The sequence below is a fragment of the Streptomyces sp. NPDC006691 genome (assembly GCF_042869955.1).
In the GTDB taxonomy this organism is placed as follows: Bacteria; Actinomycetota; Actinomycetes; order Streptomycetales; family Streptomycetaceae; genus Streptomyces.
Genome location: NZ_JBIAGW010000021.1, coordinates 1 through 21,204, shown reverse-complemented (window position 1 = coordinate 21,204; position 21,204 = coordinate 1). Strand labels below are relative to the sequence as shown.

Annotated in this window: 19 protein-coding genes; 10 read left to right on the top strand and 9 right to left on the bottom strand. The window is 72.1% G+C overall.

What is annotated here, in order from left to right; all coding sequences use genetic code 11:
• Nucleotides 1-66: 66 nt before the first annotated feature.
• Nucleotides 67-1,368, bottom strand: coding sequence for an NRAMP family divalent metal transporter (locus tag ACFYNP_RS32245; protein ID WP_388790506.1), 1,302 nt, complete (start codon nucleotides 1,366-1,368; stop codon nucleotides 67-69).
• Nucleotides 1,365-2,711 (bottom strand): magnesium transporter MgtE N-terminal domain-containing protein, encoded by a 1,347-nt coding sequence (locus ACFYNP_RS32240; protein ID WP_388790503.1) that lies wholly within the window; start codon nucleotides 2,709-2,711, stop codon nucleotides 1,365-1,367. Before ACFYNP_RS32240 ends, ACFYNP_RS32245 begins: the two co-directional genes overlap by 4 nt.
• Before the next feature lie 422 nt (nucleotides 2,712-3,133).
• Here ACFYNP_RS32240 and ACFYNP_RS32235 point away from each other — a divergent pair, with 422 nt between their 5' ends.
• Both ACFYNP_RS32235 and ACFYNP_RS32230 read left to right on the top strand, forming a co-directional pair.
• Entirely contained in the window at nucleotides 3,134-3,898 is a 765-nt protein-coding gene (locus tag ACFYNP_RS32235) for a hypothetical protein (protein WP_388790501.1), read from the top strand.
• A 76-nt stretch (nucleotides 3,899-3,974) separates the two neighbouring features.
• On the top strand, nucleotides 3,975-4,214 hold the full coding sequence (locus tag ACFYNP_RS32230; RefSeq protein ID WP_388405016.1) for a hypothetical protein: 240 nt from the start codon (nucleotides 3,975-3,977) through the stop codon (nucleotides 4,212-4,214).
• Nucleotides 4,215-4,262: 48 nt separating this feature from the next.
• Here ACFYNP_RS32230 and ACFYNP_RS32225 read toward each other — a convergent pair whose 3' ends face one another.
• A complete protein-coding gene (locus tag ACFYNP_RS32225; protein ID WP_388405018.1) occupies nucleotides 4,263-5,033 on the bottom strand; it encodes a response regulator in 771 nt (256 codons plus the stop codon).
• A 109-nt stretch (nucleotides 5,034-5,142) separates the two neighbouring features.
• Between ACFYNP_RS32225 and ACFYNP_RS32220 the strand changes: the two genes are divergently transcribed.
• The 5 genes from ACFYNP_RS32220 (at nucleotide 5,143) to ACFYNP_RS32200 (ending at nucleotide 10,845) form a co-directional block, all read left to right on the top strand.
• A complete protein-coding gene (locus ACFYNP_RS32220; protein ID WP_388790498.1) occupies nucleotides 5,143-6,801 on the top strand; it encodes an ATP-binding protein in 1,659 nt (552 codons plus the stop codon).
• On the top strand, nucleotides 6,798-7,991 hold the full coding sequence (locus ACFYNP_RS32215; protein WP_388790495.1) for a PP2C family protein-serine/threonine phosphatase: 1,194 nt from the start codon (nucleotides 6,798-6,800) through the stop codon (nucleotides 7,989-7,991). The genes ACFYNP_RS32220 and ACFYNP_RS32215 overlap by 4 nt, the downstream gene beginning before the upstream one ends.
• 102 nt (nucleotides 7,992-8,093) lie before the next feature.
• Nucleotides 8,094-8,900 carry an MEDS domain-containing protein gene (locus tag ACFYNP_RS32210; protein WP_388405025.1) on the top strand — a complete coding sequence of 269 codons (807 nt, stop codon included), beginning with the start codon at nucleotides 8,094-8,096 and terminating at the stop codon, nucleotides 8,898-8,900.
• Complete coding sequence (locus ACFYNP_RS32205) at nucleotides 8,897-9,859, top strand: anti-sigma factor RsbA family regulatory protein (RefSeq protein WP_388405028.1); 963 nt, start codon at nucleotides 8,897-8,899, stop codon at nucleotides 9,857-9,859. Before ACFYNP_RS32210 ends, ACFYNP_RS32205 begins: the two co-directional genes overlap by 4 nt.
• A 62-nt stretch (nucleotides 9,860-9,921) precedes the next feature.
• Nucleotides 9,922-10,845 (top strand): NAD-dependent protein deacetylase, encoded by a 924-nt coding sequence (locus ACFYNP_RS32200; protein WP_388790492.1) that lies wholly within the window; start codon nucleotides 9,922-9,924, stop codon nucleotides 10,843-10,845.
• 131 nt (nucleotides 10,846-10,976) lie between these two features.
• Here the strand turns inward: ACFYNP_RS32200 and ACFYNP_RS32195 are convergent, their stop codons facing one another.
• Together ACFYNP_RS32195 and ACFYNP_RS32190 are read right to left on the bottom strand one after the other, a co-directional pair.
• Entirely contained in the window at nucleotides 10,977-11,333 is a 357-nt protein-coding gene (locus tag ACFYNP_RS32195) for an STAS domain-containing protein (RefSeq protein WP_388405033.1), read from the bottom strand.
• A gap of 70 nt (nucleotides 11,334-11,403) precedes the next feature.
• Nucleotides 11,404-11,652, bottom strand: a complete 249-nt coding sequence (locus tag ACFYNP_RS32190) for a hypothetical protein (protein WP_388405036.1) — start codon at nucleotides 11,650-11,652, stop codon at nucleotides 11,404-11,406.
• Between the two features lie 211 nt (nucleotides 11,653-11,863).
• Here ACFYNP_RS32190 and ACFYNP_RS32185 point away from each other — a divergent pair, with 211 nt between their 5' ends.
• Nucleotides 11,864-16,021: a SpoIIE family protein phosphatase gene (locus tag ACFYNP_RS32185; RefSeq protein ID WP_388790489.1), complete on the top strand. Its 4,158-nt coding sequence runs from the start codon at nucleotides 11,864-11,866 to the stop codon at nucleotides 16,019-16,021.
• Nucleotides 16,021-16,308, top strand: a complete 288-nt coding sequence (locus ACFYNP_RS32180) for an STAS domain-containing protein (protein ID WP_388405040.1) — start codon at nucleotides 16,021-16,023, stop codon at nucleotides 16,306-16,308. The genes ACFYNP_RS32185 and ACFYNP_RS32180 overlap by 1 nt, the downstream gene beginning before the upstream one ends.
• 38 nt (nucleotides 16,309-16,346) lie before the next feature.
• On the opposite strand, the gene ACFYNP_RS32175 is transcribed toward ACFYNP_RS32180, so the two are convergent.
• The 4 genes from ACFYNP_RS32175 to ACFYNP_RS32160 form a co-directional block, all read right to left on the bottom strand.
• Nucleotides 16,347-17,507, bottom strand: a complete 1,161-nt coding sequence (locus tag ACFYNP_RS32175; protein WP_388790655.1) for an agmatine deiminase family protein — start codon at nucleotides 17,505-17,507, stop codon at nucleotides 16,347-16,349.
• 189 nt (nucleotides 17,508-17,696) lie between these two features.
• Nucleotides 17,697-18,788 carry an agmatine/peptidylarginine deiminase gene (locus ACFYNP_RS32170; protein ID WP_388790486.1) on the bottom strand — a complete coding sequence of 364 codons (1,092 nt, stop codon included), beginning with the start codon at nucleotides 18,786-18,788 and terminating at the stop codon, nucleotides 17,697-17,699.
• Between the two features lie 287 nt (nucleotides 18,789-19,075).
• On the bottom strand, nucleotides 19,076-19,654 hold the full coding sequence (locus ACFYNP_RS32165; RefSeq protein WP_388405046.1) for a TetR/AcrR family transcriptional regulator: 579 nt from the start codon (nucleotides 19,652-19,654) through the stop codon (nucleotides 19,076-19,078).
• A gap of 63 nt (nucleotides 19,655-19,717) precedes the next feature.
• Nucleotides 19,718-20,275, bottom strand: a complete 558-nt coding sequence (locus tag ACFYNP_RS32160) for a TetR/AcrR family transcriptional regulator (RefSeq protein ID WP_388790653.1) — start codon at nucleotides 20,273-20,275, stop codon at nucleotides 19,718-19,720.
• A gap of 270 nt (nucleotides 20,276-20,545) precedes the next feature.
• On the opposite strand from ACFYNP_RS32160, the gene ureA reads away from it, so the two are divergent.
• Nucleotides 20,546-21,204 (top strand): urease subunit gamma (gene ureA, locus ACFYNP_RS32155; RefSeq protein ID WP_388790483.1); only part of this gene is annotated, 659 nt, incomplete at its 3' end.

The window sequence follows — 21,204 nt, the reverse complement described above, 5'->3', positions numbered from 1 at the left end:
CCACCCCCTTTCGACGCGGGTCCGAGCTCTCACCGCGCCGGCCGCGTACGCGGCCGACCACGTCCGTCAGGCCAGGCCGAGCCACGTCAGGACGGTCTGGACGAGCAGGATGGTGGACATGGCGGCGACGGCGAGGACGACGAGGGCGGCGGCGACGCGATAGCGCGGTCCGTTGGCCGCGGAGCCCAGGACGGAACGGCGGTTGGTCAGGACGAGCAGGTAGACCAGGACGATGGGGCTGATCAGCCCCTGAAGGACCTGGGTGCCGATGAGCAGCTGGATCACGTTGACCGGGGTGAGGGCCACGGCGGCGCCCAGGATGATCTGGGCGGTGAACAGGCCGAGGAACAGCGGCGCGTCGCGGAAGCGGCGGGAGACCGAGCGCTCGACCCCGGCGGCCTCGCCGATGGCATAGCTGGCCGACAGCGGCACCACCGCTCCGGCCAGCGCGGAGGCGCCGATCAGGCCGAACGCGAAAAGGAGCTCCGCGCCCTGTCCGGCGACGGGTTCGAGTGCCTGGGCGGCCTGGGCCGCGGACCGCAGCGGTCCGCTGCCGCCGATGGCCGCGGCGGTGGCGATGATGATGGTCAGGCTGATGAGGCAGGCGAACACGGCACCCAGTACGGCATCGGCCCGGATGAGCCGGTAGTCCTCGGGCTTCGCGCCGCGGTCCACGACTCCGGCGGCGGCGTAGAACTGCATGTAGGGGCTGACGGTGGTGCCGATCAGCGCGACCGCGAGCAGGATGAACGCCTGGCTGCCTTCCATATGGGGGAGTGCCAGATGGGAGCCGACCCGGCCCCAGTCGGGGTGGCCGAGGACCATGGCGACGGGATAGGCGAAGAAGGCCAGCGACATGATCAGGAAGATGCGTTCGGCCCACCGGTAGGAGCCGAAGAGCACCAGGGCCCACAGCAGCAGGGCGGCCGGCGGGATGACGGCCCACTTGGGTACGCCGAGGAGTTCGAAGGCGGCGCCGATGCCGGCGAATTCGGAGACGACGAGGCCGGTGTTGGCCAGCAGGAGACAGCACAGGGCGAGTGCGGTCAGGCGCAGGCTGAACTGCTCGCGGATCAGGGCACCCAGGCCCTTGCCGGTGTGAGCACCGAGCCGGACCGCCATCTCCTGGACCATCACCAGGGCGATGGTGACCAGCACCATGAAGAACAGGGTGCCGTAGACGAACTGCGAGCCGGCCGAGGCGTAGGTGGCGATGCCCGCCGCGTCGTTGCCCGCGTTCGCCGCTACGAGGCCCGGGCCCGCGACCGCCGATACGGCGACCACCCTGCGCCACCCCGTCCGGGGCTTCCGCTGCCGCGTGCCGTGCGGAGCGACGTCCGCCGCGGTGGTGTCCGTGTCGCTCGTCATCGCAGGAACCTCCGGAAGCGGCGCCGCCCGCGCTCGGGCAGGAGCGCGTCGAGAATGTCGTCGGCGAGCAGGCGTCCCAACGGGGTCCCGTTCTCGTCGACGACCAGGACGGACGAGGCACGCGAGGCGAGCAGATGGTCGGCGACCTCGTCGAGCGCGGTGTCGGGACGTACCGCGACCTGTGGCCCGAACTGGACGAGCCAGTCCACCAGATCACCCAGGGGCGAGCTGTCCTCGGCGACGGTGAGGTGGAACAGCGGTACGTCCGCGATCAGCCGTCCGCCGGCGTCGACGACGGCGACGGCGTCGATCTCGGTGCGGTGCTCGGCCTGTTCGGCGAGCCGGCCGCGGACCTGGGCGACGCTGTGCTCGCGCAGCGCGGTGACAAGACGTGTGGTCATGGCGCCGCCCGCGGTGTCCTCGGGGCGGGCGAGCAGTCCGCGCAGGCCGGTGGCCTGGGTGGGCGCCATGCGGTCCAGGAGGTTCGAGCGCTCGCCCGCGCCCAGATCGCGCAACGCGTCGACGGCTTCGTCGGGTTCCATCTCGCCCAGCATCTGAGCGGCGTACGAGGGCCCGGCCTCCCGCAGCAGGTTCTCCAGCTCGCCGGGCTCCATCTCCTCCAGGGCGTCGGCGGCGTGCCCGGGTTCGAGCCAGGTCAGCAACTGCTGCCGCTCGGCGCGGCCCAGATCCTCCAGTACGTCCGCCAAGTCCGCGGGCCTGAGCCGGTGCAGCGAGGCGCGCGTGCCGCGCAGGCTGACCTCGGACGGCCCTTCGGTGGCGTGTTCGGCGAACGGCGCGATCGACTGCCAGTCCAGTACGCGCTCGGGAGTGGGCCGGGCCTGCCAGCGCCGTGGTCCCAGCCGGCGAAGCAGGGTGGGCAGCGACACGTCCACGCCCACCAGGACGATGCGTTCGGCCAGCGGCGCAAGGTACAGGTCGGCGGCGCGCGTGACCTGAATGCCGTCCACGTCCACGAGTTGGTGGTCGAGCACGTCCCGGGCGAGCAGCACCTCACCCGGTCGGCGCTCGTACTCGCGCAGGTCCATCCGCGCGGTCCGCAGGCGTACCCGTCCGGCGTCGATCCGCTCGACCGTGTCGATCTGGAGGAAGGCGCGCCGGCGTCCGACGCGGATGACGAGCCCGGTCACCGGCGGGTAGGCGTCCGTGCCGTACAGCCGGGCGACCACGTCGACGACACGGCCGACGTCGTCGCCGGCCTGGTTGGTGACGGGGCCCTTGACCAGGCCGGCCACGGAGACCAGGGAGCCGCGCACCGTCTTGGCGGCGAGGGCGCGGCGGGCGAGCTCGACGCGGCGGTCGCGCAGCCGCGCGGAGGTGGTCATGAGGAGATGGTTGGCAGACAAGGCGAACCCCCTGAACCCGCCACGGCGGGACCGGGCAACACCGGGTCACGCCAGACGCGCTCCGGGGACGAAGGAGCGGGGCTCGAACGGGACCACGGGGAGCGGCGGTCATCCGGTGTCGCGGAGAGACGGCGAAGAACACAGCAGGGAGGGCCGACTATGGCCCGGACCACTGTCCATCCCGCCTCCCCCCGCTCGTGAGCACCCGGTGCTCCGCTGTCACACCCCATGCCCGCGTGGCCGGATCGCGGCACTCGGCGGTGCTCGGACCGGTCACACCCCAACCTCCGCCGGTGGAGGCCCCGATGGGCGCGATGTGCCTCCGCAGCATACTGGAAACACTTGCCTAGTTGCGCAAGCGGTGCTTAGATCCGGGCAGCTGTCGAACAGGGGCCTGCCGCATGAAAATCTCACGTCACCGGCCCGGCGCGGTCGGTACGGCTGCCGCGACCCTCGGTCTCTGCGCCACGATCGAGGCGCTGGGCTTCGCGTACGCCCCGCCGGGAGCACGGGCGTTGCTCGGTTGCGCCGTGGCGGGCACGGCCGCCGCCGGCCTGGCCCTGTTCGTCGCCCACCGGCGAGCGCGGCGAAACGGCACGTGGTCGGACTCCGATGTCCGGGCGGCAGCCGCGTGCGCCGACGCACGGCATGAGGACCACTTCCCGATGGACGCCTTGCGGCCGCTGCTGCTCCGGGCCGACCCGCCCGGTCTGAACAGCTGTTACCTGGCCTGGACGCTCGCCCTGCGCGGCCACGACGCGCCGAGCCTCGTCGGCCTGCTGGGTCTCCGGGCCGATGCGGCCCGGCTCCTGGCGGAGCGGGCCGGCAAGTGCCGTTCCCGCGGCTCCGCGGCGCGCCCCCGCCGGACTCCCCGCGCGTACCGGATCCTGCTGATCGAGCGGCGGCGGGCGGTGCGCAGAGCGGCCCAGCGCCTCACCGAGCGGCCACCGCACCTGTCCGCCGACGCCGTCCTCGGCGACCTGGACGCCTGTATCGCGGCCCTGCACCGAGCGGTTGTGGACGCCTGGCGCACCGGCGTACCCCTCCAGGCCCTCGCGCAGGACGCCCGGCTCCCGGTGGCCACCGTCCAGCAATGGATCGCCTCCTACCGGACACAGCACGGCAGGGACGGGATTCCGGGCCCCGACGCCGACACCCCGCGCTGAGGCCGGGCCGGAGCCCACCGGATCCGCGGGGCCCAACCGCCGCTTCCCCGGCGGTGGTTGTGGGTAGACGTCACCCATGGCTGACGCGGTGGACGGAGACGAACTCCTGCGGCGCATTCGCGGGGCCCGTGACTGGGCGATCGATGAGGAGGCCAGGCTCCGCGCCGAGGCCGACGCGGCCCCCGGGGCGGAGGTGGCTTCCGCGCGTGCCGAGCTGGCCGGCGCGTTCACGGTGGTGCGATCGGTGCTCGACAAGATCATCGAACCGGGCAAACACCCGGACATCGACCAGGCGCCGAGCGGCCCCGGCAGCTGAGGGCTCCCGGCGTGGTCCCGGCCCGCGCGCGGTGGGCGGGGCGACTGCTCAGCTGTGCGGCGGGCGGGTCGCCGTCTCCAGGTAGAAGGCGTCGATGCTCTGCACCGCCTGCTCGAACTCCTGGAGGTTGACCGGCTTGGTCACATAGGCGTTCGCGTGGCTGCTGTAGGCGTCCGTCACGTCGTCCGGGGCGGAGGACGTGGTGAGCACGACGACCGGAATGGTCTGGAGATCGCCGTCGGTCTTGAGGACCCGGAGCAGCTCGCGGCCGTTCATGCGGGGCATGTTGAGGTCGAGCACGATGAGGTCGGGGCGCACCTTGCCGGGGTCGCGGAGGTGTTCGAGGGCGGCCACTCCGTCGGTGGCCTGCACGAGATTGCGGGCTCCGCGCTCGGAGAGCGCTTCCTCGATGAGCATGGCGTCGGCGATGTCGTCCTCGACGAGCAGAACGTCGAAGGCGCGGGCGGGGGCGGTCGTCATCGGTTGCTCCGTGGGTGCTTCGGGGGAGTGGTGGAAGAGTTCCGGCCAACGTCGGCGGGCACCCTGACGGGTCATGCCGCATGCTTCGCCGATCTGTGGGTACCCGGCACCGGCATGTGCGGCTCGCTCGGCCGCGGACCGCTGGAGACGTTCGGCGGACCGCTGGACCTGGACGAGGACGTGCAGCAGGGTCAGCGCCCGCGCTGCGCCATCGCCCTCCGGCTGCCCGGGATCTCGCGGCATGTCGGCGATGCGCCGCGCAAGGTCGCCGACCGCCCGGTCCGTGACCTCGGCCGTCTCCTGCGGCCGGGTCCGGGACGGGTAGTTCTTGCCAGGCATGTCTGGCACCTTAGGCCCCTCAGCGGCCCCGCGACAACATCTGTTGTCGTGGAGGCTCTACAGTGTGCGCGGCGCCGATTCGTGGCGGCACAGGCGGAGGGGTACAGGGATGACCGGCGAGGAGGAGCTACCGCGTGGGCGGCGGCTTTCCGGGTGGACCACGCGGCGGTGGCTGCGCGTCGGGGTGGCCGTCTCGTTGGCCGTCCTGACCGTGCTGGGCGCGACCGGGGCGTGGGTGCTGGGGCGTACGACCTCGATCAGTGACGCCCTGGTGAACGTGAAGTCCCCGGCGTTGAGCACCTCGTTCCGGCTGGAGTCGGCACTGCTCAACCAGGAGACCGGCATCCGGGGCTACGGGCTGACCGGCGCCCCCGATTTCCTCAAGCCGTACCAGCAGGGTCTCGCCGATCAGTCGACGCACGTCGCCACGCTCTCCCGGCTGCTGGGCGCGGACCGCGCCGAACTGGGCGATCTGCGCGGCGTCCAGGACGCGGTCGAGACGTGGCAGGCACGGATCGCCCGGCCGATCGCGGCCTCGCCGGCCGGGGCGCCCTCGGCGCTGGCGACCGAACGCGCGGCGGAGGGCAAGACGGAATTCGACGCGCTGCGGGCCGCCATGACGCGGCAGCAGGAGCGGCTGCGGGCCGACCAGGACGCCGCGCGTGCTGACCTGGTGGCCACCATGCGGCTGCGGAACTGGCTGTTCGCCGCGATCGCACTGGTCATCGCCGCGCTGGCCGGGCTGATCTTCGAAGCGATGCGCCGCGGCGTCACCAAGCCGCTGGAGCGGCTCGGCAGGGACGCCCGCAGCGTGACCGCGGGCGACTTCGGCCGCCCCATCGTCGCGACAGGACCCGCGGACCTGCGCCACCTCAGCGGAGAGATCGACGCGATGCGGCAGCGCCTGGTGCGGGAGCTGGAGGTCAGTGAACAGGCGCGGCAGCACCTGGACGCACAGGCCGCCGAACTCCAGCGGTCCAACGCGGAACTCGAACAGTTCGCCTATGTGGCCTCGCACGACCTCCAGGAGCCGCTGCGCAAGGTCTCCAGCTTCACCCAGCTGCTCCAGCGCCGCTACGCGGGCCGGCTCGACGCCAAGGCCGACCAGTACATCGCCTTCGCGGTCGACGGCGCGAACCGCATGCAGACCCTGATCAACGACCTGCTGGACTTCTCCCGCGTGGGCCGGGTGCACCACACCCAGGAGAGCGTCGCTCTCGATGCCGTGGTGGAGAGCGCGCTGTCCGCCCTGAGTGTCAGCATCGAGGAGACGGGCGCCGAGATCAGCTGCGAGGAACTGCCGACCCTGGTCGCGGATCCCACGCAGATGGGGATGCTGTGGCAGAACCTGATCGGCAACGCGGTCAAGTTCCGCCGCCCCGGACATCCGCCGCGCATCCACGTGACGGCGGCCCGGGAGGGCGAGCTGTGGCGGTTCTCGGTCACCGACGACGGCATCGGCATCGCGCCCGAGTACGCCGAGAAGGTCTTCGTGATCTTCCAGCGGCTGCACACCAAGGACGCCTACAGCGGCAGCGGCATCGGGCTCGCGATGTGCAAGAAGATCGTCGAGTTCCACGGCGGCACCATCGCCGTCGACCCGGAACACACGGGCGGCGCCCGCATCACCTTCACCCTCGCCGAAGCACCCCCGGCGGTGGCCGGACCGCTTCGGGAGCCCGAACCGCCGCGCAGCGGAGCCGAGTTGGGCAAGAGCGCGGGGGTGGAACCGGCCGCGATCCGGTCCGGGGCGGAGCCGACGCCATGACCAGCTCGGCGACCACGCTCCACGGCACCCGGCCCGGGGAGCCGGTGTACCGCGTCCTCCTGATCGAGGACGACGAGGGCGACACCCTGCTCGTGGAGGAGCTGCTCCACGACACGGGCCTGCGCTTCGAACTCACCAGCCGGTCCAGCCTGGCCGACGCCCGTGCGGACCTGGCCGCGGCGCCCCTGGACTGCATCCTGCTCGATCTGCACCTGCCGGACGTGGCGGGAACCGACGCCGTCACCACCGTCCGCTCCCTCGCCCCGCACACCGCGGTGATCGTCCTGACGGGCCTGTCCGAGGCCCAGGCCGGCCCCGAAGCGATGGCCGCCGGTGCCCAGGACTATCTCGTCAAGGGCAAGGTGGAGGCGGAGCTCCTGCGCCGCACCGTGAGTTACGCCGTCTACCGGAGCCAGACCGAACGCGCCGGCGCCGAGGCCCAGGCCGCCCGGCTGCGCGCCGAGGAGATGGCCCGTCTGGAGCGGGGCCTGCTGCCGCAGCCGATCCTCGACACCTCCACGGTGCGGGTCACCTCGCGCTACCTGCCCGGTGGTGAACTGGCCCTGCTCGGCGGGGACTTCCTCGACGTCGTCGAGTGCGACGACGGACTCCTGTGCGCCGTCGTCGGCGACGTCAGCGGCCACGGCCCGGACGCGGCCGCGCTCGGCGTGTGCCTGCGCATCGCCTGGCGCTCGCTGGTCCTGGGCGGACACCGGGGCCCCGAACTGCTGCACCTCATGGAACGCATCCTGATCGCCGAACGGGACAGCCACACCCTGTTCGCCACCTGCGCGCTGCTCACCCTTGAGGAGAAGACCCGCACCGCCACCCTCCACCTGGCCGGCCACCACGAGCCGCTGCTCACCACGCCTACGGGAACCCAGGAGGTGGCTGCCGCGCACGGCATCGCCCTGGGCATCGCGCCCGAACAGCGCGACTGGCCGGCCACCGTGATCCCGCTGCCCGACAGCGGGGCGCTGACCCTCTACACCGACGGCCTCACCGAGGGGCACAACGGCACGGCGGACGGCCGGCTCGGCGTCGAAGGCCTGCTCAGCCTCATCCACCAGCTGCCGCCGACCGACCCGGCCGCCCATGTGGACCGCCTCATCAAGGAGACCTACGCACTGAACGCCGGACGCCACTCCGACGACCTGGCCGTGCTCCGCCTCGACTGGGGAACGGTCTGACGGCCCCGCTGAACGGGGCGGATGCCGAGCCGGCGCTCGGCTAGGCTCAGAGGTCTGTGCATACTCCGCCGAGAGATCGACCGGCGGCCGGAAGGGGGTCGGGTGAGAGCGGCACGGGCGTTGGCCACGCTGGACGAGGTCGGGCTTGGGGACCACGTCTGCTGGCGCATGGACCCCACGGCGGCGCTCCTGGCCGACGCGCGGGCCTTCGTGGCCGATGGCGCCCTGTACGGGGACAAGATCGTCGTCATCGGCGGCACGGGCGACACCTTCGACCTTCCGCGTGATGCCGTGCCCTCGGCCTCGGTCGTGCTCGACTTCTCGGAGGCCGCGGACAGCGCCTCGGTCCTGGCCGCGGTGCGCCGCGAGGCACGTACCGCGCTGCGGGAGGGCTTCCGCTCCGTACGCGTCCTCACCGAGCGGGTTCCCAAGGCGGCCCCCGAGGGGGTCGAGGAGCTGCTGGACCAGGAGCTCAAGCTCGACCAGTTCGCGTCCGAGAGCGGTGCGATCGTGGTGTGTGCCTTCAGGCCCTCGCGGTGGAACGCGCCTACGCTGGAACACATGGCATGTGTGCACCCGCACGAGGTGGGCACACGTGCTGAACGCCCGGCCTTCCGGATGTTCAGCACGGGTGCCGACAGTTGGAGCGTGGACGGGGTGATCGACTCGGAGGGCGCGTCGGCGTTCAACGCGGCGCTGCGCGCAGCCATCGTTCAGGCACCCACCGTGACGTTGCGGTTCGACACCCTCGAAATGATCGACGCGGCCGGGATGCACGCCCTCGTCGACGCGGCCCGCCGGCTGCCGTCCCGCCGCATCGTCGTGGAAGGCGCCAACGAAACCGTCCGCCTGTGCTGGGAACTCGCCGGCTACCAGACGGCCGACCTCTCGGTGGTGATGGGCGCATGAGCGTCCCCCGGACCTCGAAGACATCCGCCGGACAGGAGTCCCCCTTCCGGCACGAGCTGTACCCGTACCGGGGTGACACGCAGTTCCTGACGGGCACGCTCGGTTTCATCCGGGAGGCCCTGGACGCGGGGGAGGCGATCATCATCGCCGTCCCTTCCGACAAGGCGTCGCTGCTGCGCGGGGAACTCACCGACGAGCCGGCCGTCACGTTCGTCGAGGCGTCGACGGCCGGAGCCAACCCCGGCCGCCACATCGCGGCCTGGACGGCCTGGATGAGCGAGCGGGGCGAGGGCGGAAGGCCGGTCCGCGGCATCGGCGAGACCGCCTGGCGCCTGGCGCGGAACGCGGCGCACCTCTCCGAGCTGCGCTACAACGAATGGCTGCTCAACCGGGCCTTCGCCCGCAGCCCGGCCTGGTCGATGCTGTGCCCCTACGACGCCGCCGACGAGGACCAGAGCGCGCTGCGGTCGGTCTCGCGCTGTCATCCACTGATCCATCAGGAAGGGCAGTCCGTACGCAACGAGGGCTATCTCAGCACCGACGACTACGTCTTCGACGCCCTGCCCGATCCCTGCGATCCGCTCCAGGAGCTGGCCTATACGCACGGTGACCTCTCCGCGGTCCGGTCGAAGGTCTCCCAGTGCGCCTCCGACGCGGGCGTGCCCGAGGACCGGCTGCCCAAGCTGGCGGTCGCCGTGACCGAGATCGCCACGAACAGCATCCGGCACGGTGGGGGGAGGGGAACGCTGCGGACCTGGGCGCGGGACGCGACCTTCCTGTGCGAGTTCCGGGACGCCGGATACATCTCCGACCGGCTGGCCGGCCGTACCCGCCCCACGGCGGAGCAGATGGGCGGCCGCGGCCTCTGGCTCGCCCACCAGCTGTGCGACCTGGTCGAGATCCGGTCCACCCGTGACCAGGGCACGACCATCCGCCTGCACATGGACATCCCGCAGTAGTCCGCCGCGGGGCCGTCCCGCGGCGGACGAGGCGGCGGCGGCCCGTTCCGTACCCTGGACGCATGCGCATACGTCCCACCCTGAGCTGGACCCCCACCGGGGAGATCGCGCCGGGCACCACGGACCTGGAGCCGGTCGCCGAAGCGCTGGGCGGCGGGGGAGTGCTGGTGCTCAGCGGGGCGGGCATCTCCACGGAGTCGGGCATCCCGGACTACCGGGGTGAGGGAGGGAGCCTGAGCCGACACACCCCGATGACCTACCAGGACTTCACGGCCGGCCCTCAGGCCCGCCGCCGGTACTGGGCCCGCAGCCATCTCGGCTGGCGGACCTTCGGCCGCGCCCGTCCCAACACCGGGCACCTGGCGGTGGCCGCGTTCGCGCGGCAGGGCCTGCTCTCGGGCGTGATCACCCAGAACGTCGACGGTCTGCACCAGGCCGCCGGGAGCGAGGGCGTCGTGGAGCTCCACGGCAGCCTGGACCGCGTCGTCTGCCTCTCCTGCGGCGCCTTCAGCCCGCGCCGCGAGCTGGCGGAGCGGCTGGAGGAGGCCAACGCGGGCTTCGCGCCGGTGGCGGCCGCCATCAACCCGGACGGTGACGCGGACCTCACCGACGAGCAGGTCAAGGACTTCCAGGTGGTGCCCTGCGCGCTGTGCGGCGGCGTCCTCAAGCCGGACGTGGTCTTCTTCGGCGAAACCGTGCCGCCGCGGCGGGTCGAGCACTGCCGGGCTCTGGTCCGCGAGGCGTCCTCGCTGCTGGTCCTCGGCTCCTCCCTGACGGTCATGTCCGGCCTCCGCTTCGTCCGCCAGGCGGCCCAGGAAGGCCGGCCGGTGCTGATCATCAACCGCGACCCGACCAGGGGCGACCGCCACGCCACCACGCGTATCGCACTCCCCCTGGGAGCGGCCCTCACCACCGTGGCGGAGCGGCTGGGGATCACCCCCGCTCCCGTGAGCGGGCCGCCGCTGGAGAACGCCGAGAGGCCGTGACGCCCGGGCTCCCGAACCGCACCACCGCCGGGCGGGCCTGCTTCCAACCGGGCTCGCCGAAGCAGGAGTTGACGGAGCGTCAGATGGCGCGCGCCCGCCTCGTCCGAGACCTGGGCCGGACGAGAACCGGGTCAGGCGTGCAGCGCGTCGATGGCGTCCTCGATCGTGGGCTGGAAGTTGAAGAGCTGATCGAGGCCGATGATGCGGAACACATGCATCAGGTCGGGGTTGACGCCGACGAGGGACAGCGGGGCCTCGGCCTCGCGCGCCCGCCGGTCGGCGCCGATCAGCACGGTGATGCCCGTGGAGTCGCAGTAGGTGAGCCCGGACAGATCGATCAGCACCGGGGCTTCGGTGCCGAAGGAGGTTTCCTGGATGAGCCGGGAGAGCTGCGGCGCCGTGTGGTGGTCGAGTTCGCCGGCCACGGCCAAAACCGTCGCCCCGCGGGAGTGGGTGTGTCGGGTGGCGGTCAGAGTGGGGTCGGTCACCGGTTCTCCTGAGCGGATGGGGGCGTGCGGTGGGGCGGGACGGACAGGGCGGGCAACGCGGTGTCGTCGCTCACCCCAGTACCCAGTTCGGCGAAAAGCTTGTGCGCCGGAGGCGTCGAACTGCCGGCCCCACCACCGGCGCGCGCGGACGGCGGGCCTGCCCCCGCTCGCCGAGCGTGCTCCCGTCGCCGGCCGGGGCGACGGTCGAGGGCCCGGCCGAGGCAGCGTGGAAGATGCCGAACAGCGCGGTGAGCCGCCGCTCTTCGCCCAGGATCTCGGCGCGTACGTCCCGGGGCACGGCGTAGTCGACCGCCGCCATGTCACCCCCCCGTCCCTCCTGGTCGACCGTGCCTGTTGGTGCGAGGCACGGCTGTCCTATCCTACGGATCACGTCAACGGGCTCGGCCCGGATGGTCCGGCGATCATGCGGGTATCTCATGGTCGAGCAGGCATGACGCGCGGCGGGGCGGCAGCACGACCGGCACTGACAGGTGCTCCGGCGACGGCTGCCGTGAACGAAGGGGTGGTCAGTGACGCGTTCCGAGGATGCCGGGCCGGAGGACACGGCGGCGGCCGGAACCGATGTGTTCGGCGCGGACACGGCGATCGGCCGGGACCTGGCCCTGGTGGACTGGGCGGCGACCACGCCGCTCGGGGACCCGGAAGGCTGGCCGCAGAGCCTGAGGACGACCGTCAGCATCCTGCTGTCGTCGAAGTTCTCGATGTGGATGGCCTGGGGACCGGAACTGACGTTCTTCTGCAACGCCGCCTACCGGCGCGACACCCTGGGACGCAAGTACCCGTGGGCGCTGGGGCGGCCTGCCAGCGAGGTCTGGGCGGAGATCTGGAGCGACATCGGTCCCCGGATCGACACCGTGCTCACCACCGGCGAAGCCACCTGGGACCAGGCGCTGTTGCTGTTCGTGGAGCGCTCCGGGTACCCCGAGGAGAGCTACCACACCTTCTCCTACAGCCCGCTGCGGGACGACGCGGGCCTCGTGGTCGGCATGCTGTGCGTGGTCAGCGAGGAGACCGAACGGGTCATCGGGGAGCGGCGGATGGCCACGCTGCGCGACCTGGGATCCGACCCGAGCGTGGTGCGCACGGAACAGGAGATGCTCGACTTCGCGTGCGTACAGCTGGGCCGGAACCCGCACGACCTGCCGTTCACGCTGACCTATCTGTTCCAGGACGACGGCAGTGCCGCGCTGGCCGCCGTCACCGGAATCGACGCGGGCCATCCGGCCGCCGAGAAGCTGCTCCCGGCGGGATCCGAGACCGTGTGGCCGACGGGGGCTCCGGCGCGGGGCGAGTCCGTGCTGACACCGCTGGACGGCGCCACGTTCGCGGATCTCCCGACGGGGGAGTGGGCCGAAGCGCCCCTCCAGGCGCTGGTGGTGCCCCTGCGGCAGCAGGGCGGCGCCCCCTACGGGTTCATGGTGGTCGGTCTGAACCGGTACCGGGATCTGGACGACGGCTACCGCGGCTTCGTCGAACTGGTCGCCGGCCATGTCGCCACCGGCGTCGCCAGTGCCCGCAGCTACCAGGCGCAGCAGCGCCGCGCGGAGGAACTCGCGGAGCTGGACCGGGCGAAGACAACGTTCTTCTCCAACATCAGCCACGAGTTCCGCACGCCCCTGACGCTGATCATGGGGCCGGTCGAGGAGCTGAGGCACCGGCTCACGGAGGCGGACGGGCGGGCGGAACTGGAGGTCATCCACCGCAACGGACTGCGCCTGGGCAAGCTGGTCAACACCCTCCTCGACTTCTCCCGCATCGAGGCCGGCCGGATGCAGGCCCAGTACGAGCCCGTCGACCTGGCCGCGGTGACCGGCGAACTGGCCAGCGTGTTCCGCTCCGCCGTCGACCGGGCCGGTCTGGACTTCCGGGTCGACTGCCCGCCGCTGCCCGAACCGGTCTTCGTCGACCGCAGCATGTGGGAGAAGGTGGTCCTCAACCTCCTCAGCAACGCGCTGAAGTTCACCTTCGACGGCTCGATCCGGGTCGCCGTGGGCGTCGAGGACGGCAGGGCGGTGGTGACCGTCGACGACACCGGGATCGGGGTCGCGGCCCAGGAGATGCCCCGCCTGTTCGAGCGGTTCCACCGCATCGAGAACGCCCGTTCCCGCTCCAACGAGGGCAGCGGCATCGGCCTGGCCCTGGTGAAGGAACTGGTCGGACTGCACGGCGGCGACATCAGCGCCACCTCCACCGAAGGCCGGGGCACCAGCTTCACCATCCGGCTGCCCTTCGGCTCCGCACACCTGCCGGCCGATGCCGTCCTCGCCGAGCCGGGCAAGGGCGCGGCTGCCACGGCCGACCCCTTCGTGCAGGAGGCCCTGCGCTGGCTGCCCGGCGAGCAGGCCATGACGATGCCGGTCGCGGTCGGGAGCGACGCGAACGCGAGTGCCGACGGCCAGGACCCCGGCGCCGAGTCGGCTCATGTGCTCGTCGCCGACGACAACGCCGACATGCGCGAGTACCTCATGCGGCTGCTGCGCGGCGCGGGGCACCGGGTCAGCGCGGTGAACGACGGCCGACAGGCGCTGCGGGCCGTCCGCGCGCGCGCCTTCGACCTGGTGATCAGCGACGTCATGATGCCCCACATGGACGGACTCGCCCTGGTCGCGGCGCTGCGCGCGGACTCACGGACCGCCTCGCTCCCCGTGCTGCTGCTGTCCGCGCGGGCCGGCCAAGAGGCGTCCATCGAGGGCCTGCGGGCCGGCGCCGACGACTACCTCGTCAAGCCGTTCGCGGCCGCCGAGCTCCTCGCCCGGGTCCGGGCGAACATCGAGCTGGCACGGCTGCGCAGCCATCACGCCCGCTGGCGCACCGCGCTGGTGGACTCCCTCCAGGAAGCCTTCTTCGTCTGTGACGAGGACGGCGCCGTCGTCGAGATCAACACGGCGTTCACCGACATCCTCGGCTACGGACCGGAAGGCCTGCCCTACCGGCCGGTCCACCCCTGGTGGCCCGATGCCACCGACTCCCAGGCGCACCAGCAGGTCAGCGACGCCTTCGCGCAGCTGCTCGGCAGCACCAAGGGTTCCTACACCATTCCGATCACCCACCGGGACGGGCACCGGCTGTGGGTCACGGCCACGTTCAACCAGGTCGACGATCCCGACACCGGCCGCCGGGTGACCGTCGGCACCTTCCGGGACGTGACGGCCGAGCACTACGCCATCCAACGCGAAAGCGCCCTGGCCGCCCTCGGCACCTGCCTGGCCCGGGCCACGAGCCTGCCCCAGGCGCTGGCCGGGGCTCTGGACGAACTGAAGAAGCTCTGGCGCGCCCGATGGGTCATGGCAGCCGTCTTCGACCACGCCGACGAGCCCACCCTGACCTCCACCGACGGGACGCCGCGCTGGGCGGAGCTGCCCGCCGAACGGCGCGACACCCTCGACTCCCTTCGCCAGGGGCCGATCCTGACCCCGGCCGCCGACCCCACCGGGGCCGGTGTCCTCCTGGAGTTCCCCGACGGCCCGCTCGCCCTGTGGATCGACCTGGGAGAGAACCGGCCCTTCACCGGGGAGGACCAGCTGCTGCTCTCCCTCCTGGCCGGCCACCTCGCCCAGGGTCTGAACCGGGCCCACCAGTTCGACCAGCAGCGCGAGACCGCCATCGCCCTGCAACGGGCCATCCTCGGCCCCGCACAGCTGCCCGACGGATTCGCCGTCCGGTACGAGCCCGCCACCCAGCCCCTGGAGGTCGGCGGCGACTGGTACGACACCGTCACCCTGCCGGACGGCCGCATAGGCATCGTGGTCGGCGACTGTGTCGGCCGGGGTCTCGAAGCCGCCAGCGTCATGGGTCAACTGCGCAGCGCCTGCCGGGCGTTGCTGCTCCAGGACGCCAGCCCGGCCCAGACGCTGATGGCCCTGGACCAGTTCGCCGCCGGTGTTCCGGGCGCCGTCTGCACCACCGTCTTCTGCGGTGTCCTCAACGCCGACACCGGACAGCTGACGTACTCCAGCGCGGGCCACCCGCCCGGCATCCTCGTCCACCCGGACGGCACCACCCTGCTCCTCGAAGACGGGCGGTCCCTTCCGCTGGCCGTCCGCACCGGCAGGCAGCGGCCCGAGGGCACCTGCGTCATAACGGCCCGGTCCACGCTGCTCCTGTACACCGACGGGCTCGTCGAGCGCCGCCGCCGTCCGCTCAGCGCGGGCATCGACCAGGCCAGCGCCGCCCTCCAGGACGGCCGCAACAGCGCGGTCGACGAGCTCGCCACCGACGTCATGGCCAAGCTGGCCCCCGTCGGCGGCTACGACGACGACGTCGCCCTGCTCCTCTACCGCCATCCGGCCCCGCTGGAGATGTCGTTCCCCGCCGAGTCCTCCCAGCTCGCCCCCGTACGCAAGTCGCTGCGCAGCTGGCTCGACCAGTGCGACCTGCCGCCCACCACGGTGCAGAACGTTCTGGTCGCCGCCGGCGAGGCCTGTGCCAACGCCATCGAGCACGGCCACCGCGACGCCCCGGGCGAGACCATCCATTTCCGGGCCGAGGCCTACGTCGACAATCTGCGTCTGACCATCGCCGACACGGGCCGCTGGAAGGCCCCGCAGCCGGAACTCAACACCCATCGCGGGCGGGGGATGAGACTGATGCGGGCGCTGATGCAGCACGTCACCGTCACCCCCGGGCCGTCCGGTACCACCGTCGACATGCACACGAGGATCGTCTGATGACCACTGCCCTGACCCTCACCCACGGACGACGGCCAGACGGAACCGGGCTGCTGACCGCGGTCGGCGAGATCGACATGAGCAACGCCGCTGAGCTGGCCGCCGCCCTCGCGGCCGCGGCCGGCCCCCTGGTCCTCGACCTCACCGGTGTGGAATACCTCGACAGCGCCGGCCTCAGCGTCCTGTTCCCGCACGCCGAGCGGCTCCAACTCGTCACCAACCCCCTGCTGGACCCCGTCCTGACCATCTCGGGCCTCAGCGACCTCACCACCGTCCACGGCGCATAGCCCGCCTCCGGACGTCCAGCCGCAGCGGATCCGGGCGGCTACTGGGCGGGCTTGCCGGGCTGGTCGTGGGTAGAGCAGTGGATGCCGCCGCCGCCGGAGGCGATCGTGTCGATCTTCACCATCACGATGTCACGTTTGGGGAAGTGCTCCTGGAGGATGCCCTTCGCCCGGTCGTCGGCCTGTGCGTCGCCGAAGCGGGGCATGAACACGGAGTCGTTGGCGACGTAGAAGTTCGCATAGGTGGAGACGAAGGAGTCGCCCCGGCCGGTGATCCTGTCGAGGTCGGGCTGCGGCAGGTCGATGACCTCAAGTCGCTTGCCCCGGGCGTCCGTCGCCCGCTTGAGGACCGACCTGGCCTGGTCCGCCGACTGCGACCAGACGTCCGGCGGGCTGCCGGGGAAGGCCTGGTCGACCAGGACGACGCCGGGCGCGGTGAAGCGGGCGATGCTGTCGACGTGCGCGTCCGTGATGTCCTTGCCCCGCACCCCGGCGAGCCAGAGCACCTTCTTCACGCCGAGGCTGCTCTTCAGCTCGGCCTCGATCCGGTCCCGTGACGTGCCGGGGTTGCGGTTCTTGTTGACCACCGAACTCTCGGTGACCATCAGCGTTCCCTCGCCGTCGGTCTCGAAGGAGCCGCCCTCGGCGACCAGTGGAGCCTTGGCGCGGGCGATGCCGTACTTCGCGAGCAGCAGACGGCCCACCTGCGCGTCGTTGGTGTGGACCTGCTTGTTGCCCCAGCCGCTGAAGTTGAAGTCGACGCCCAGGGTGTGGCCGTCCTCCTCCACGAACACCGGCACCGTGTCACGGGCCCACAGGTCGTCCACGGCCAGCGGAATGACCTCGACCTGGGAGCCGCACGCCTGCTGGGCCGCCGCCTGCTGGTCGGGCCTGGCCATCAGGACCACCGGCTCGTACTCCGCCACCGCGCGTGCCACCCGAGCGATGTCCGCCCGCACGGAAGGGAGTTGCTCGCCCCACACCGAGTCGAGGGCGGGCCACGACATGAACGTACGGACGTGACTGTCCCACTCGGCGCCGAAGCGACGGCCTGCCGTCCGCTCACCCGCCGTCCGCTCGCCCGCAGCCGCGGGGGAGTCGGAGGAAGGTCCGGCCGGGGCGTCCCCCGGGCCGCAGGCCGCGGCGGTGAGGGAGAGGGCGCCGAAGCCGGCGAACGTGCGCAGCGCGGTGCGCCGGGACATGGGGGGAGGGGTCACGGAGAAACTCCTGCGTCGTTCTGGTGGGTCGCCGTTCGGGGCGTACGGAGCCGGACGGATGCCGGGCAGAACCCGAAGAGCGGTCCCTTGGGAGGAAAGTAGCCGAGGGTGTTTTTCATTGCGCGCACCCGGGGCGGGCGTGCGTGTTGGGCCGCCGTGCGGGCGGATCCTGGATCAGAGGTGCGGCTGCTGCATCGTCGAGCAGTGGATGCCGCCGCCTCCGGCCATGAGGCGGTCCACGTCCAGCTGGACCACCTCGCGTCCGGGGAACGCCTCGGCCAGGACCCGGCGGGCCGCGGCGTCCTTCGCGTCGTCGCCGAACTGCGCCGTGAGGACCGCGCCGTTGACGAGATGGAAGTTGAGGTAGGAATCGACGAACGCCGAACTCCGCGACCGTACGGTCGCGGGACCGTCCACCCGGATCACCTGGAGCCGGCGGCCGCGGGCGTCGGTGGCCGCCGACAGGATCGCGAACTGCTCGCGCGCGTCGCGGGCCCAGACGTCGTCCCGGTCCTCGGGCGGCAGTTGGACCAGGACGACACCGGGGCGCACGAAGCGGGAGGTGACGTCGATGTGGTTGTCGGTGATGTCGCGGCCGCGCACTCCGGGAACCCAGATCATCTTCTCGGCGCCGTACGCCCTGAGCACGGCCTCCTCGATCTCCGGGCGGCCGGCCCCGCGATTGCGGTTCTTGTTCACCAGGCTGCTCTCGGTGGCCATGACCGTACCGTCGCCGTCGGTCTCGACCGAGCCGCCTTCTCCGACGAAGCCGGCCCGGTGGAATCCGAGGCCGGTGAACTCGGCCACGCACGCGGCGACTTCGGCGTCGGCGTGATGGGCCTGCTTACGGCCCCAGCCGTTGAAGCCCAGGCCCACGGCGTCGAGGCCGCCGTGGCCGTCGCGGCGGAAGACCGCGCAGGTGTCCCGCATCCACAGGTCGTCGGTGGGGATCGAGTCGAGGACGGTGACGCCGGGACCGCACGCGGCCCTGGCCTGCGCGGCCGTGGAGTCGTCCGGGGCACACAGGACGACGGGCTCGTACGCCGCGACCGTACGGGCGATCAGCGCGATGTCCCGCTGCACGCCGCCCAGTTGGCGCCCCCAGATGGACCTGCGGGTCGGCCAGGACATCCAGGTCCTGGCATGCGGCACATCGTCCGCCGGTACTCGCCAGGCGCCGTTCACGCGACCGGCGGCGGGTGCGGCGGAGGGGCGCGTGCCGAAGAGGGCATCCAGCAGACGCCTGCCTGGGGGGAGGTGGCTCATGGGTGGTGCTCCGCATCGCGTGCTGTGGATCGAGGGTGGCCTCGGTGTACGGACGGCCTCCCGACGGGCCGACGCGGACTCGGGGCACGCGGGGCTCCTGTGCGTACCGCGCTGCCCGTGGGTACGGCGCTCTGTGTACACGGTGAGGGTGCGCCCCGTACACCGGGCGCACCGGAGGCCCGGACGTCGGCTGTGCTTCCACTCTTGCACTGACTGAAAATTCAATCAAGACGAGGGCGGGCCTGGACGCACTCGGCGTGAGGGGCGTCGGGGCCGGCCGGGCGGACCTACGCGGTGGGCAGGAGCTCCCGATCCAGGGCCGCCTCCACGTGGGCCCTGGCCTCCGAGGTGGTGACCAGGCCGGCCAGCCAGCGACCGCTCAGGCCTTCGACCAGGGCGGTCAGCCGGATCGCGGCGGCTCGTGAGTCCACCGAGGCGGGAATGGTGCCGTCGTCCTGGCCGTCGGCGATCAGCTCGGCCAGGTCGACCAGCCAGCGTTCGGTGAGTGCGGTCAGGACGGGCCTGAGCCCCTCGTCGAAGGTGGCCGCCGCGCGGACCTCGGCCCACACCGCGGAGTTCTCCCGTACCGCGGCGTCGTCCTGGAACTCCGCGGCGAGCAGGCGAAGGAGCAGGTCCCGGGCCGGGGAGTCGTCGTCCTCCGCGATGTCCGCGTAGCCCTCGGCGCGGTCGTTGACGTACTCAAGGGCGCTGGTGACCAGGCCCGCGCGATCGCGGAAGTGGTAGTAGATCAGCGTCTTGGAGACGCCCGCCTCGGCGGCGACGTCCTCCACCCGCAGCCCCCGGACGCCCCGCAGGGCTATCACTCGGCAGGTCGCTTCCAGCAGCTTGGCACGTCGAGTACTCACGTTCGTACAGTAACCAGTCAACAGCGGTGCGCTCGCCGTGCGGGGCAAGCCCCGGGCGCCCGGCTACTCGCGGTCGAGACGCGCCAGCTCGACGGCGACGGCTTCGAGCAGCAGGGTGCGGGCGTGCGTCAGCGGAAGGATGCCGCTGAGCCAGCGCATGCTGAGCCCCTCCAGGAGTGCGGTGAGCCGCTCGGCCGACGCGGCCAGGCTCGCGGCCGGGGACATGGGGCTGACCCGGCCGAGCAGCTCGGCGATCTCCTGCACCCAGATCAGCGTGGCCTTGGCGAGGTCTTCGCGCAGTTCGGGATCGAAGACGGCGTTCGCCCGCAGCTCGCCCCAGGCGGTGCTGTTCTCCCGGACCACGGGCTCGTCCTGGAGTTCCAGGAGGAGGGTCTGCTCCAGCTCCCGGCGCGGGTCCGGCGGCCGGGCCGGCGTCTCGCGCTCGGAGGTGTAGCGCTCGGCGCGGTCGCTGATGAACTCCAGGGTGCGGCGCAGGATTCCGGCCCGGTCCTTGAAGTGGTAGTAGATCAGCGCGGTGGACACTCCGGCCTCGGCGGCCAGCTCCTCCACCCGCAGTCCCCGCACCCCGCGCCGGGCGATGACCCGCGCGGCCGCTTCCATGATCGCTGTTCTCCGGTCACCCACGGTCGCCCACCCTATCCGGCCGGCCGGACCGCGTTCGGCCGGCCGGGAGTGAGCGCTCATGCTGCCGACGTCTTCTCGTCCGATGTCTTGACTGAATTTTCAGTCAGTGAGATGTTCAGGCCTCGGGCCGCCGACCCGCCACAGGACCGGCCCGTACCGAAAGGCCCTCGTCGAAAGAGGTTCCCTCATGCCTGTCAACGCCCCCGTCCCGGTTCCCGTGCCGGGCGTCCCGCCGGAGTCGCGGACATGCGGCTGACCCCCACGGAACGCGACCGGCTCCTGCTGTTCGGTGCCGCCGAGCTGGCCCGGGCCCGCAGGGCCCGGGGGCTGCGGCTGAACGTGCCGGAGGCGACCGCGCTCATCGCCGACGCGGTCTGCGAGGCGGCCCGGGACGGTGCCCGGCTCGCCGAGGCCGTCGCCGCGGCCCGCAAGGTCCTCGGACCCGAGGACGTGCTGCCCGGTGTGCCCGATGTCGTCACCGAGATCCATGTGGAGGCGGTGTTCGACGACGGAAGCCGGATCGCCGTGGTCGGGGATCCGTTCGGCGGCGGAGGCCTCGGCGCGCTCGCTCCGGGGGCGGTGCTGCCCGGCGCCGGGGACGTGCGCGGCCCCGAGCCGGAATGTGTGCTGACGGTCCGCAACACCGCGGCCGTGCCCGTCTCGGTCACCTCGCACTTCCACTTCTTCGAGGCCAATCCGCGGCTCGACTTCGACCGGGCCGCCTCCTATGGCATGCGGCTGTGTGTGCCCGCCGGCTCCTCGGTGAGGTTCGGGCCCGGCGAGAGCGAGGAGGTCGGCCTGGTCCCCATTGGCGGTGACCGCGTGGCGATCGGCTTCGCGGGTCTGGTCGACGGTCCCCTTGACGCGCCCGGCGCCAAGGAGGAGGCCCTGCGCAGGGCCGCGGC